Source organism: Nocardiopsis sp. CC223A, from assembly GCF_030766825.1.
Lineage (GTDB): Bacteria > Actinomycetota > Actinomycetes > Streptosporangiales > Streptosporangiaceae > Nocardiopsis.
The window spans coordinates 1-13,029 of sequence record NZ_JASFDV010000126.1 but is presented as its reverse complement, the minus strand read 5'-3'; the positions used below and the strand labels follow the sequence as shown (position 1 = coordinate 13,029).

General features: G+C 70.3%; 13 protein-coding genes and 1 pseudogene. 7 read left to right on the top strand and 7 right to left on the bottom strand.

Annotation, left to right across the window (positions count from 1 at the left end):
• A pseudogene (locus QJS33_RS29805) lies at nt 1–321 on the bottom strand (molybdopterin-binding oxidoreductase); the annotation flags it as partial.
• Between the two features lie 145 nt (nt 322–466).
• On the opposite strand from QJS33_RS29805, the gene QJS33_RS29800 reads away from it, so the two are divergent.
• The 4 genes from QJS33_RS29800 to QJS33_RS29785 all read left to right on the top strand — a co-directional run bounded on the left by QJS33_RS29800 (nt 467) and on the right by QJS33_RS29785 (nt 5,948).
• The gene (locus QJS33_RS29800; RefSeq protein ID WP_306371407.1) at nt 467–2,068 is read left to right on the top strand and encodes an OmpA family protein; all 1,602 of its coding nucleotides are present in this window, start codon (nt 467–469) and stop codon (nt 2,066–2,068) included.
• A gap of 356 nt (nt 2,069–2,424) precedes the next feature.
• Complete coding sequence (locus QJS33_RS29795; protein ID WP_306366081.1) at nt 2,425–2,766, top strand: hypothetical protein; 342 nt, start codon at nt 2,425–2,427, stop codon at nt 2,764–2,766.
• 40 nt (nt 2,767–2,806) lie between these two features.
• Nucleotides 2,807–5,416, top strand: coding sequence for a hypothetical protein (locus QJS33_RS29790; protein ID WP_306371406.1), 2,610 nt, complete (start codon nt 2,807–2,809; stop codon nt 5,414–5,416).
• Entirely contained in the window at nt 5,406–5,948 is a 543-nt protein-coding gene (locus QJS33_RS29785; protein ID WP_306371405.1) for a hypothetical protein, read from the top strand. The genes QJS33_RS29790 and QJS33_RS29785 overlap by 11 nt, the downstream gene beginning before the upstream one ends.
• A 194-nt stretch (nt 5,949–6,142) precedes the next feature.
• Here the strand turns inward: QJS33_RS29785 and QJS33_RS29780 are convergent, their stop codons facing one another.
• The 5 genes from QJS33_RS29780 to QJS33_RS29760 form a co-directional block, all read right to left on the bottom strand.
• Nucleotides 6,143–7,138, bottom strand: coding sequence for a hypothetical protein (locus QJS33_RS29780; protein WP_306371404.1), 996 nt, complete (start codon nt 7,136–7,138; stop codon nt 6,143–6,145).
• A 311-nt stretch (nt 7,139–7,449) separates the two neighbouring features.
• A complete protein-coding gene (locus QJS33_RS29775) occupies nt 7,450–7,737 on the bottom strand; it encodes a hypothetical protein (protein ID WP_306371403.1) in 288 nt (95 codons plus the stop codon).
• A gap of 448 nt (nt 7,738–8,185) precedes the next feature.
• Entirely contained in the window at nt 8,186–8,359 is a 174-nt protein-coding gene (locus tag QJS33_RS29770) for a DUF397 domain-containing protein (protein ID WP_306371402.1), read from the bottom strand.
• A gap of 20 nt (nt 8,360–8,379) precedes the next feature.
• On the bottom strand, nt 8,380–8,574 hold the full coding sequence (locus QJS33_RS29765) for a DUF397 domain-containing protein (protein WP_306371401.1): 195 nt from the start codon (nt 8,572–8,574) through the stop codon (nt 8,380–8,382).
• On the bottom strand, nt 8,507–9,379 hold the full coding sequence (locus QJS33_RS29760) for a helix-turn-helix transcriptional regulator (protein WP_306371400.1): 873 nt from the start codon (nt 9,377–9,379) through the stop codon (nt 8,507–8,509). Before QJS33_RS29760 ends, QJS33_RS29765 begins: the two co-directional genes overlap by 68 nt.
• Nucleotides 9,380–9,643: 264 nt before the next feature.
• On the opposite strand from QJS33_RS29760, the gene QJS33_RS29755 reads away from it, so the two are divergent.
• A complete protein-coding gene (locus tag QJS33_RS29755) occupies nt 9,644–10,198 on the top strand; it encodes an ATP-binding protein (RefSeq protein ID WP_306371399.1) in 555 nt (184 codons plus the stop codon).
• 766 nt (nt 10,199–10,964) lie between these two features.
• Entirely contained in the window at nt 10,965–11,258 is a 294-nt protein-coding gene (locus QJS33_RS29750) for a hypothetical protein (RefSeq protein ID WP_306371398.1), read from the top strand.
• Nucleotides 11,259–11,470: 212 nt separating this feature from the next.
• On the opposite strand, the gene QJS33_RS29745 is transcribed toward QJS33_RS29750, so the two are convergent.
• Complete coding sequence (locus QJS33_RS29745) at nt 11,471–12,298, bottom strand: alpha/beta fold hydrolase (protein WP_306371397.1); 828 nt, start codon at nt 12,296–12,298, stop codon at nt 11,471–11,473.
• A gap of 306 nt (nt 12,299–12,604) precedes the next feature.
• Here QJS33_RS29745 and QJS33_RS29740 point away from each other — a divergent pair.
• On the top strand, nt 12,605–13,029 hold a 425-nt coding region (locus tag QJS33_RS29740; protein WP_306371396.1), incomplete at its 3' end, for an MFS transporter.

Here is a 13,029-nt window from a genome sequence, read left to right as displayed (position 1 = left end):
GCCCGCCAGCGCGACCGCGCCCAGGACCGTGTACCCCGCGGCCGGGCGGCGCAGGGCGAGCGTGCCCGCGCCGCAGGCCACCGCGGCCAGCACCAGCAGGATCCCCGTGATCAGCACCGCCTTGTCGGCCGTGCCGAACACCGAGATCGCCCACGCCACCAGCCCGAACGGACTGTTGTCGACCACCGCGTCGGCCACCACCGTCACCGGCGGCGACACCCCCAGCAGTGCGGCGGTCGGCTGTGCGGCGCCCAGCGCGGCGGCCGCCGTCGCCAGGCCGATGAGCGGCCCCGTGGAACGGGGTGCGGCAGATGCTGGCATACCAGCAAGAATCGCCCATCCACCGTCGCAGCGCCAGGCCCGGCGGACTTTCCGCCCGTTGTGGGGCACCACGGTCGGTTCGACTCCCGGAGTGCTGGAGGATATCTCCCGTACGTCGTCTCCCCAACGATCGGAGTTCCCCCACATGGTGCGGAAGACGCCCCTCGCCGCGGCCGCGCTCATGGTCTCGGGCAGCCTCCTGCTCAGCGGCTGCACGATCACCGCGGACATATCGGACTGGTGGTCCGAGACGTTCGGGAGTGCGTCCGGACCTCCCGAGGTGAGGGAGGAGTTCCCCTACGTCCGGGAGGGCCGCATCTTCCAGGACACCGGGCAGGACACCGAGATGCGCTTCGCCGTCACCGGGCTGGAGCGCACCGACGAGTACACCGTCATGTACTACGAGATCACCTATCTCGACGACTTCTCCGGCCCCAACCGGAACCTCAGCATGGCCGACACCCTCGTCGACCCCCTCACCGGGCGCGTCTACCGGCAGTTCCTCGACGAGGACGGCCTCAAGTACGGCTCCGAGAGCCCCAACCAGGACGGGCTCTTCCCCGTCCACGACGGCGTCACCAACGAGTACGTCCGCTACTTCCCGCGCATCCCCGACGAGGTGTCGCAGGTCACCTTCGTCGGCAGCGGCCTGGGGGCCATGACCGGCATCCCCGTCCAGGACGTCGAGGACGAGCGCCCCGACCCGGAGAGCCCCAACGGCCCCGACCACCTCTCCCTCGACGACCCGCCGCCCAGCGGGGAGAACCTCACCTTCGCCAACCGGCGCCCCGACGAGGACGCCGTCGCCGACGAGGGCTGGGTGCAGAGCTTCGTCGACTCCGAGATCGCCTCCACCACCCGCGACGGCGACCGCGAGATCATCTCCCTGCACTCCGACGTCATGTTCGAGTTCGACCGCTCCGACCTGACCGAGGAGGCGGAGGAGGTCGTCCGCCGGGCGGCCACCTCCCTGGCCGCCAACGTCCACCCGGACGAGCCGACCATCACGATCATCGGCCACACCGACGGCATCGGCGACGACGCCTACAACGACCGCCTCTCGGTGCAGCGCGCCGAGAGCGTCCGCGACCTGCTCGCGGAGGAGATCGGTGCGGGCTACACCCTGGAGGTGGAGGGACGCGGCAAGAAGGAGCCCATCGCCCGCGAGGGCGGACCGGACGACGAGCAGGCGCGCGCCCGCAACCGCCGGGTGGAGTTCTCGTACGTCTTCAACGACACCACCGAGGCGACGGAGGAAGAGGAGTACGACGACGACGGCCTGAACACCGCCCAGCGCAACGTCACCTGGCCCGCCCCGTACGACGACGACCCGGGTTCGGTGGTGGCCGAGCGCGAGCAGGACGGCATCCTCCTGGAGGTCTACCCGCTGCGGCGCGACGGCGCCTACGTGATCGGCACCGTCGCGTTCACCAACACCACCGACGAGCCGCTGATCCCGGAGATGGGCGGCTCGGACGTGGTCGCCGGTGGTCCGGAGCAGTTCAGCAAGGGCACCCTGGGCGGCTTCCAGCTGTTCGAGCCGGAGAGCGGCCTGGTGCGGTACGTGGCGCAGATGGACTTCGGCGAGGGCCGCTACAGCAGCTTCGCCGAGGAGGTGCACGTTCTCCAGCCCGGCAACACCTACAACCTGGTGGCGGTGTTCCCGGCCCCGGCCACGAGCGTGGAGGCGCTGACGCTGCGCGCCGGCCCGTTCGGTGAGTTCGAGGAGATCCCGGTCGAGTACTAGGGCCTGTTCTGGGGCGTTTTCCGTGGATGCCGCTGGTCGCGAGCGGGGTCCCGGTGCATTCATCGCAAGGCCGACGAAGGAGCCGGGATGGGTTCTCCTGTCGACCGATGAGAACGCGGCGAGGGATGTGCCGGGGCGCCACGCGGCAGGGTGAGCATCCGCGGAACACGCCCCAGCGGTACCGGACCGTGCAACGGGGGCCGTCGGCTGCATGCCGACGGCCCCCGTTCTCGTGTTCCCGGTACTGCGTTCGGTGATCACGAAGCCGTAACCATGCGGGAGAACCTCAACTGCTACCTTTCCCCCGCGATCTACGGGTACAGGTGGTTCCCGTGTGACGAAGGTGGTGTCCCGCGATGAGCGGTGGAACCGGTGCGAATCCGAACGAGGCACGCCAGGGCGGTGAGGACGCCGAGGCACTGGCCACGGCGATGGCCGGGCTCGCCGACGCGTTCGACCTGACGGTCGACGACGCGATCCGGGTGGCGGGCGAGGAGGACGTCGAGGCCGGGTGGCGGTCCTTCCGCGAGAACCACCTCCAGGGGTTCGTGGACGTGCAGGGGCACGGCCTCCAGTTGGCCGACAACATCCAGGCCGGGGCGAGCGAGATCGCCCTCAACGACCTGGACAGCTCCGAGGAGCTGTCCGGCGCCACCCAGGACGTGCCGCCCGGCCTGGGCAACGTCAACTTCTACTGACCCCTCCCCCCGCCCCCGCTTCCCCGATGAGGAACCCCCCGTGGCTTCTTTCGACCTCTCCCTCACCCTGCGCACCACCGACGCGATCCCCGCCCTGATCCGGGCCCGGACCACCGACTTCGAGGACCTGGACGCCCGGGTCCTGGGCGACTCCGAGGACCTCCAGACGACCCTGGACGGCGCGGCCGGGCAGTTCACGAGCATCCTGGCCTGGGACATCAGCACCCTGTCCGCCGAGGACCGGCAGCTGTGGGTGGACGCCGCCGTGGCGCTGACCTACGCGGCCATGGTCAGCGACATGTGGGCCGACCACGTCGAGGAGTTCCGCGAGGGCCGCGAGGAGTTGGTGGAGGAGTGGAACACCGCCGTCGCCGACTGCGAGGGGCGGGTGCCCGGCGAGTACTCCTCCGGCCACATCACGGCGACCTTCCCCGAACGCACCTGGCTCTGGAGCGACGAGAACACCTGTCGGGACCTGTACGACGAGCTGGTCGGGAAGCGCACGAGCGTCCAGGGGCGGTTCGACACCCTGTGGACCACCTACCAGGAGCACGCCGAGGAGATCGGCGACATGCTGGAGGAGGGCGCCACCAAGGTCAACGTGCAGAGGCTCATCGACGGCGGGTACGCCAACTGGGCGTTCTACAACCTCGACCCGAACACGTACACGATGCTCGTCGACCAGAACGACCTGACCGAGGAGAACGCCCGGGAGTGGTCCACCGAGCTGGCCGCCTACTGGTCCGGTGACAGGCCGCTGGACGACCGCTACCACGAGCTGATGCTCATGATGGCGATGATCGGCACCAACGCCAAACAGGCCCAGAACACGGGAAGCGGGTTCCGTTCCGCGGAGATCGACTTCCTGGAGGCCTTCTACACCAACCTGGAGCTGGAGGGCGGCGGCCACTACACGGGCGTCCTGTCCGTCCCGGCGTGGATGGACGGCGAACACATGAGCGGCGAGGAGCGTTCCCACGCGCTGGGGGTGCTCGGCGACGGGCTGCTCACACTCTCCGACGACGACCTGGGCGGCGGGTACGACCTGCTGCCGCAGAGCGTGCGCCGGGCCGTGGAGGGGCCGTTCCTCTATGAGACGGGCGACAACGAGCCGCCGTACCAACTGGTCACCTACCAGGAGGACGCGCGGGCCCTGTCACAGCTGCTCCGGTACACCGACGACGAACTCCAGGGCGGTGACGCGCTCTCCACCAACCTCACCCTGGGCGCGGGCGCGTACATGCACTACTGGGGCGCGGAGGGCGAGAACGGCTGGGTGGTCTCGGAGGAGCTGGCCCCGCTGGTGGAGGTCGGCACCCGCAACGAGGACGCTAACCACTACGTGCTCACCGGTGAGTACCCGGGTGGGCAGGAGAACATCCCGGGACTGCCGGAGCTCGCCCCGCACGAGCGCACCAACGCGGTCGAGGGCCTGCTCACCTACGACTGGCACGACGACGGCGCCACCGCGCGCGGGCTCGTCGACTGGATGGCCGAGGACGCCCTCAGCGAGGACGACGACGTCCGCGACCGCGCGGGGACGGCGTTCGCGGGGCTCATGGAGACCCTCACCGACGAGGAGATGTACGAGCAGCTCACCAACACGGGCGTACACGTCACCGAGGGGGACAACGAGTACGAGGACGCGGTGTTCACCCAGTTCAACACGGAACTGGGGCTCGGGCTCGTGGACGTGTTCGACGCCAACATCTACAGCTTCTCGAAGAGCGACGTGTGGGAGTCGGAGGACGTTCGCGTCGAGGGGGTGGGCCCGTTCGACCCGAAGGACGGGACCGTGCGCCTGGGGGCGGAGGAACGCGCCCGGTTCATGCAGTACCTGATGGGTGGGGACGAGTCCGCGGCACGGCTGATCCAGTCGGTCGACGTCTACCAGCAGGTCGAGACGGCGGCGTTCTTGGAGAACGGGCGCCCTGAGGAGAACGCCCGCGGCCTGGGGACGTTGCAGGCGCTCCTGGAGGAGGCCACTGCGCGCGACGCACGGGACCGGGAAGCCGACCTGGACTACCAGATCGAACGGGACACGGCGATCGCCGAGTTCTTCGTCGGCGAGGCGGCGGGGCTGTCGGAGAAGATCCCGCTCATCGGCACAGCGGTGTCCAAGGGCATGGAACTGGGCCAGGAGGGCATCGTCGGCGCGATCATCGACGGTGAGTACGAGGTGGTCCCCCGGGGGGCCACGTACAGCAGCGAGATCAATCGGATACGCAGTTTCGAGGTGGAGGCCCTGGAGTACGTCGCGCACCACGACCCGTCGAGGTTCAACGAGGTCCAGTACAACGGGGACCTCCAGGATCTGGTCGAGGGCGGGGTGATCACCGTGCGGCAGGACGGTACGGTGCTCGATGCCGAAGACATCACGGACGACTTCACGTTCGGCCCTGATGTCACGGTCTCCGTCGAGAAGGACTCGAACAACTGGAACGAGGACTTCCGTGAGGACGGGGGCAGGTGGTCCATGGACGCCTCCATGGGCAACGTCATCGGCGATATGCCCTTCACTACCAGCGACGGGCGAACGGACCCGGGTGACGACCGGGTCACCCAGTTCACGGGGGAGTTCGGTGTCGGATACGACGGCGTGCGAGATTACTTCGACTCGGGCGAGGAGGGCGACGACGATGGCGAGTGACGGGCTGCGGGGCCGGGACGGCGCACGCGGAGTCGTCAGGAGCGTGTGCGTACTGCTGGCGTTGCCGCTGCTCGTCTCATGCGGGGGCGAGACCTCGGGGGACGGGGACACGGAGCCGGCGGAGAGGACCGTCGTCACCCTCACCTGGATGGAGCGTGAGGTGAGCGTCGAGACGTTGAACCGGATGTTCGCCGAGACCGGCTCGGAGGAGGTCCTGGGCAACACCGACGAGCGGTCGCAGGACGTGCTGCTGGAGTCGAAGGTGGTCCGGCCCGTTGAGAACGGTGAGGGGCACGAAGTCGTCCTGGACAAGGACCAGTGGGACATCGACGCCATCGGCCGTCTGAATCGACTGGACGCGGCACTCGGCGGGGCGATGTGGCCGAACGAGGTGACCTGGTGCGGGGATCCGGTGGACGGTGAGACGTTCGTGAACGCCTACACGGAGGAATTCGAGGACGTCTTCGATACGCATGAGGAGTACGAGGGCAGCATCGCCGACTACGTCGACTGCGGAGACGGGCGTCCGTGAGGCGTTCGGGAACGGTCCCGGCACCACGGGGCGCCGGGACCGCGGGGTGCCGGGACCGCGACGGTCGGTGGCGTGGCCGACAGGTGGGTGCAGGACCCGCTCGTGATGCTGAGGGGACGGCGCGGGTCATCGGAGTGACGCGTCCGGCGTGACACGCGCTGCTCCGGGCCCGGCCTCGGCGGCGGGCGGCCGGATCAGGTGCGCGGCGTGCGGGTGCGTCCCACGGTCGGCTGGTCGGAGACGGCGGAGAGCACCGCGTCGGCGGTCTCCCCGGCGGTGCGGGAACCGTCGACGGGTAGCTCGGCGAGGTGGAGCCGCTCGACCTCGGCGCGCATGAGCTCCTGGAAGCGCAGCGTGCGGGCCAGGAACACGTCGATGAGGTGCCGCTCCCGCGGGGTGGCGGCGGCGTGGCCGGAGCCCGTGTACATGCGCTCGCGCAGGAGGTCGTCGGAGGCGGTGAACCACACGGCGCCCGTGCGCGGGGTGGTCAGGCCCGCGACCCGGGTCGGCCACAGGGCCGACCCCTCCAGCACCAGGCCGGGGCCCTCGCCGGTGGCGTGTTCGGCGACGATCGCCGAGATGCGCGGCCACTGCCGCTCGTAGTGGGCCAGGACGGAGCCGATCAGCTCGTCCGGGGGCAGGGTGCCGTAGTGCTCGGCGACGTGCGGCGGTACCTCCCGGTCGGCGGTCCGCCAGGGTCGGCCGGGGTGCCGGGCCAGGTGGTCGGTGGTGGCGTGGGAGAAGCCGAGCCGCTCGGCGAGCGCCCGCGCGGCGGTGGACTTGCCGGTGTGGGACGTGCCGCCGATGAGGATCACCCGGATGTCGCGCATATCTTCCGAACCTAGTCCGCTCTCGATGGGGTGTGCGCACCACCGGGCGGTCGCCTCGTCGGGGCACAGCACGATCAGCACGGTCGGGCACTCCAGGCGCCTGTACAGGGTGGTCAGGTGGGCGGACCAGCCATGGCGTTTCTCGGTGTCACGGTCGCTCTGGCGCTCGATCACCGCGGCCAGGACGGGGCGGTCGCCGTTACGGAGCAGGACCGCGCCGTCGGCGTTCCATTCCCCGGGGTCGCAGTCGGTGGGCACCGAGGAGGTCAGGACCGCTTCGGTGTGGTCGGGGACCGGGTATCCCGGGGCTTCGCGGAGCAGGACCGGGACCGTTTCGGGCCTGTTCTGGATGATCCGCAAAGGGATCTCATGGGATCGACTCGGTATGGGACTCCTCTGTCGTTCGCGGAGGGAGAGGCGGCCGCGGGGCCGGGCGCGGGGAAGGCGCCCGGTTCCGCGGACACCGGCTTCAGAGGCGGATGGTGTCCCATCGAGTGGTGTAAATTTTCCGGCCCTGTTCCCACGGATGCGCGTCAGCGGTGCCGGGCGGATCGGTGCACCGCCGCCTCCAGCGGCTTCTTCATCCCGGCCGGCGGGCCGCCGGTACGCGGCGGCCTGCCCGGCTTCGGCCGACCATCGCGATGACCCGCAAGGACGCACCCGCACGAAAATCACACCACTCCCGGGGACGTGACCCAGAGGCGGCGGCCGGGAGGAGGAACGACGCCCAGGTGTGGTGGCCGAGATCGCCCCACGGGCAGGCCGGGCGATATCCCCAGGCTGTGGACGACCCCTCGGCGGGTGGCGGTCCACGGCCGCCTTACCAGGGGGATCTCGGCGGCGTCGAAGGCCGCGGCCGGCGGGGCGAGGTTCGGGCGGGGCCGGGAGAGCGGCAGGTCGGGGGTGCCGCGCCGGGCCTGGGGCGGGTTCTCGGAGTAGCGGCGGACGCGCTTGGACATGCGGCGGAATCCGAAGAGCGCGGGCCGGGTGCGGCGGCCACGGAGAGGGGTGAACAGCACTGCTCCCACCATGCGCAGGGCACGGCCGGGAAACGCGACACCAGACTGGTTCGCGTCGGCATTCCCCGGGTTGAAGGTTGAACTCGCCGACCACGACCTCGGGCGCCGATCAGGCGTCGCGAGGTCGCTGCCGTATGAGGGCATGTGAAGTCGTTTTCGGGAGAAGGCTATAGCCGAATCGGGGGGCGGATGTCGCCTGTGCCGCCTGAACGGGGAGATTTTCCGGGGTCGCATTCGGAACCGTGTTCCCGCAGGTGGAGGTTGGTGCGGGACGTCCGAAGTCCACGGTTATCGGTTGGTTCATGCCCCTGATGTGATCTTCGGGGGGCGGGCAAGAGAAAACGGCCGACCGGTGGGTGCCGGTCGGCCGTCAAGCGGGGTTGAAAACCTAGAAGGCCCGATTTTTCATGCCGTGGAGGAACGCGGTCCAGGTGCCGGGGTCGTGGTCGAGGCGGCCCAGGGGGCGGTTCCGGGTGTCACGGACAAGGACGAGAGGCCCTTCGGCGACCTCGACGCAGCTGCCTTCGGCAGAGCTGTAGCCGCTCTTGTACCGCTTCTCCACGGCGACCCTCCCGCTCGGGCTCAGGCGTGGATCTTCACGCCCTGGAGAAAGGATGCCCACGCTTCGGCGGAGTAGCCGATGTACCCGAGGGGGCGGTTCTGGGTGTCACGGACAAGGACGCTCCGGCCCTCGGCGACCTCGACGCAGCTACCTTCCCCCGCGCTGTAGCTGCTCTTGTGCCATGGCAGCTGGATGCGCTCGTGCCTGCTCTTCAATGCTTTCCCTGACCTTCCTGACAAATTCAACGCTGGCCCCCATGGGCAGTGCCTCGGCTTGCAGAAGCCCGAAGATGGTCATGCGCTTCTGCACGGTCTCTTGGTCGTCCATGAGCACCTCGCCACCTGCATATTCAGCAGAGGCCAGCGGTGGGCTGTCGGGAAAGGTGTAGATCCGGAACGGGCCAGCGGCTCCGGGGTGATACTGGGTCCTCGGGGGTGTGACCTGGAAGCGGATCTTGCCTTCCTCGACAAGGTGTGCCACCCAGTCCAGCTGGGCGATTTGGGTAGTTTCGTCCCCCATGGCGAGGTCTAGGACGAACGCCTCTACCACAACAGACACTAGCGGAGGATGGGGCCTCGCGAGTATCTCTTGCCTCTTTTGCCTCGCCAGCACCATCTCCTCCACCTCGTCGACGGTGGCCCAGGGCAAGGTCTGCTGGATGGTCGCGCGGGCGTATTCAGGGGTCTGAATCAGGCCGGGGAAGATCTGGGACTGGTACTCACGGAGCTCGGTTGATTTCTGCTCCAGCTTCGGGACCTTTTTGTACCAGGGTGGGATGGTTTCGGTCTCCTGGCTTCTCTCCCATGTTCGGACCAGCTGGCCGTTGGCCTGTAGGGCCTGGTCGAGGAGGGACACCTGCTCCTTGCTCATGCCCCGCTTGCCGTTCTCCCAGGCGGATACATGCGCGGCAACCACGCTGGCGTAGGGCGCGAGCTCCGCCTGGGTCAGCTTGGCCCTGCGGCGGAGGGCTTTGAGTTCCCTGCCCACCCTGGCCCATTCGGGCTTGCGGCGATCCGTCATTCGTCACCTGCTCAAACGAGGGGGGAAACCGAAGATAACCACGATGCAACGCCCTCTCAACCGCCCGCAACCGATTCACCGAAATGTTGTCCCTGTGGTTGATTCGCTGGCCTTTCCCCGAACTGCTGGCCCAAGGTGTTGTCACGAAGGCGCACGGTAACCGAAAGGGACTTTGTACCCTTCTCGGTTCCTCTGGGTGGTTCTCGGCGTCATCGGACAACGGTGCGGAAGGCGGATGAGCGCAGAATGGGATCGGTGACCCGCATGGAACCCCGTCGAGAGCGGAACACGGCCTCCAACGACGACATCGAAGAGGTGGTGCCGCGACCGCCCTGTCCCACGCCGTCGGGCAGGGTGCCGCTCCAGCGCCGGACCGTCGACCCGCGCGACCGGGTCGCGATCCTTGTAGAGGTCGAGAGCGGGGAACTGGGGCACTCGATCACGGTCCCGGGCGTCGCCGAGCAGACGGGGGTGCTGCGCCGGCAGCTCTCCGCGCTCGCGCTGCTGCCCGAGGCGCAGACCGACGTCCTCCAGGGGCTGGTCACCGAGCTGTTCACCAATGCCGTTCGGCACACGCGCAGCGGGCTTCCCGGGGGCAGGGTCGCCGTGACGCTGCACCGGCTGCGGGGGCGGGTGCAGGTCAGGGTGACCGACCAGGGGCCGCGCGGCGGCGGTGTCCGAACCCCGCACGTGCGCGAACAGGACCTGGACCGGGAGGGCGGCTTCGGGCTGAGGCTGGTCGCCATGCAGGCGGACAGGTGGGGGACCCTGTCCGAGGGCGGGCGGACCACGGTCTGGTTCGAGCTGGATCGCGGGTGAGCCCGGCCATGTCCTGGAACCGCGCCGACGACGGTGAACAGTACGAGGCGGCCCGGCGGCTCAACGCCGCGGCGGGCCGGACGTGGACGGTGATGTGGGCCCCGGGCCTGCGCGCTTACGTGGCGTTCTACCAGGGTGAGGCCGCGGTCCGCTGGCAGAGCGCGCCCACGGCGGAGGGACTGATGGAGCGGCTGCGCGAAGCCGAACGGCGCCTGGAAACGGGCACGGGGAGGGTACGGCCGTCGGCGCCCCGAGGGAACGGGGACGACGCGCGGACCACCGGCGCACACCGACGTCCCCCGGCCGAATCGCTCCCGCACACGGCTGCGACACCGGCACGGCCCCCTTTCCCCTTGCCGGCGCCCGCGCCGAACCCGCCCACGGTGGAGCCGCCGACGGCCGTCCCCGGCCGCCCGGCCCCGGTGGAGGCCGACGGCGCCGATGACCGGCCGGCCACCGACGCGCGCGTCGCGGGGAGCCTTCCCCGTGCGTTCGGCGCTGCCGGCCCCGAGGGGGTTCCGGCGGCCTCGGGTGTGCCCGCGCGTGGCGGCACCCGTTCCAAGGGCGCCCCCGCACGCACCGTTTCCAGGGCGGCTTCCAGGGCGGCCCTCCGGCGTTCCGGCCCCGGCGGCGACCCGGACCGCGCCGTCGTGACCGCGCGGTTGCGCGGCCCGCGTACCGGAACCCGGACGGTGGTGATCCCCGGCGAGGGCCCGCCTCGGGGACCCCTCGGGATCGAGGAACGCGTGCGTGGAGGTTCGGCATCGTGAGAACCGAGCCCGCATCCGTGTACGAGGCGCTGCTCATGCTTCAGGACAGGCGGGACACGACCCGGGGCGCACACCGGGAGACCGTGAGGCGGACCACCGGCTGGGAATGGCCGCTCCCGCAGCCGACCCTGGGAGAGGTCATCGCCTCCCTGGAGATGGTGTACGACCTGGCGGAGGGCACCGCGGAGGACGCCGAGGCGATCCTTCACCTGGTACGTGTTCTGCGCACCCTGCACACCGGGCCCACCCCCTGTCCCGCCGTCGACCACCTCCATTCCGCTCATCGTTGACCCGGTCGGCCTTCGGCGCTGCTCCGGGGCCCGAGCCGGTCACGGCCACCTGCCGCCGACACACCTCCCGGGGGGGCTGGTCGCTCCGGTCGCGGGCTGTTCGGGACCGGTAGCCGCTCAGGCCGCCCGCCGTGCCGATCACGCCGATCGCTCCCGGCGGCCGGACGTACCGCGCGGCTCACCGACGGCGGGACGCAGGGCGGGCCCCGGGCTCAGGACACGGGTGGTCGGGTGGTCGACCAGCGGCGGAGTTCGTCGGCCAGGGCGACCGGGGCGTCCAGCTGGATCAGGTGCCCGGCCTCCGGGATGAGGGACAGCGTGCTGCCCGGGATCGCCGCCTGTAGCCGGTGGGCGCGGTCGACCGGGATCCAGGTGTCCTCCGTCCCCCACACGATGTGCACCGGGAACGGCAGCTCCGCCAGGTGCGGCTCCACCTCCTCGGTGAACCGCTCGTCCGCCTGGGCGATCTGCCGGTAGAACGCCTCCTTCCCTTCCTCGCCCAGCCACGGACCGACCAGCATGTCGAGGTCCTCGGGGCTCAGTCCCCGGTGCGACGCCCCGGCGATGTAGGCGCGCAGCGCCCCCTCGTGCACCGCGTCCGGCAGGCGGGCGAACACCGTCGCGTTCTCCTGCACCAACCGGAAGAACGACGACCCCCACGGCCGCAGCGCCACCACGTCCACCAGGCACAGGGCCAGGTACGCGGCGCCGTGCAGCAGCGCCGCCCGCAGCGAGACGGCGCCGCCGTAGTCGTGGGCGACGACGCGCGGGCGGTCCAGCCCCCAGTGGTCCAGCAGCGCCGCGAACGCCTCGCCCTGCACCCCCAGGTCGACCGGGTTCCGCGGGTCCTTGCCGGAAGCGCCGTAACCGGGCATGTCCCACACGTGGACGGTGAAGTCGCGGGACAGCGCGTCGGCGAACGGCGACCACAGCCGCGAGGACCACGGGGTCCCGTGGCACAGCACCAGGGGCGGCCCCGCACCCCGGCGTCCCCAGGCGATCCGGTGTCCGCGCCATTCGAATATCTCCGTCACATCCATGACTTCAGGGTGCCGGAGACCGGGGACGGAAGGGGGTTGTCCACAGGGTGGATCTCCAGGGGGTGCGCGACGGAAAACGTGTGGACGCCGACCCGGGGGTGACGGATAGGTTCTGTTCCGTGTCCTCTCCCGAAGCGTCCAGACACGTGCCGCCGGTCCGCCGGTAGGCACGTGGCGCCGCCGACGCACTCCGCCGTCGGCCGAGAATCCGGACCCCCGCAGCGGGGTCCGCCTCCCATGCGCTCGTGAACACCGGCGGTGCCGCACACCCGCCTTCCCTTCACGTGACGCCCCCGGGGGACACCCGTGCCATTTCTGCTGTACATGCTCGCCCTCGCGGTCTTCGCGCAGGGCACCTCGGAGTTCATGCTCGCCGGGCTGCTGCCCGCCGTCTCCGCCGATCTGGGCGTTTCCACGCCGCAGGCGGGGCTGCTGACCTCGTCCTTCGCCGTCGGCATGGTGGTCGGCGCACCGGTGGTGGCCGTATTGGGCCGTCGGTGGTCGCCGCGGTGGACCCTGACCGGCCTCCTCGGTCTGTTCACCGCCGCCCACGTCGTGGGCGCCCTCACCGACGACTTCTGCGTCCTGCTCGCCACCCGGGTGGCCGCGGCCCTGGCCAACGCCGGGTTCCTGGCGGTCGCCCTGGCCGTGGTCGCCGCCGTGGTGCCCGCCGGGCTGCGGGCCCGCGGACTGCCGGTGGTGCTCGGCGGCACCACCCTGGCGCTGGTCGC

What these genes read in the sequence shown, in the direction of transcription:
- QJS33_RS29800 (WP_306371407.1), top strand. Translation starts at nt 467, where the DNA reads ATGGTGCGGAAGACGCCCCTCGCCGCGGCCGCGCTCATGGTCTCGGGC.
- QJS33_RS29795 (WP_306366081.1), top strand. Translation starts at nt 2,425, where the DNA reads ATGAGCGGTGGAACCGGTGCGAATCCGAACGAGGCACGCCAGGGCGGT.
- QJS33_RS29785 (WP_306371405.1), top strand. Translation starts at nt 5,406, where the DNA reads ATGGCGAGTGACGGGCTGCGGGGCCGGGACGGCGCACGCGGAGTCGTC.
- QJS33_RS29775 (WP_306371403.1), bottom strand. Translation starts at nt 7,737, where the DNA reads ATGTCCAAGCGCGTCCGCCGCTACTCCGAGAACCCGCCCCAGGCCCGG.
- QJS33_RS29760 (WP_306371400.1), bottom strand. Translation starts at nt 9,379, where the DNA reads ATGACGGATCGCCGCAAGCCCGAATGGGCCAGGGTGGGCAGGGAACTC.
- QJS33_RS29755 (WP_306371399.1), top strand. Translation starts at nt 9,644, where the DNA reads ATGGAACCCCGTCGAGAGCGGAACACGGCCTCCAACGACGACATCGAA.
- QJS33_RS29745 (WP_306371397.1), bottom strand. Translation starts at nt 12,298, where the DNA reads ATGGATGTGACGGAGATATTCGAATGGCGCGGACACCGGATCGCCTGG.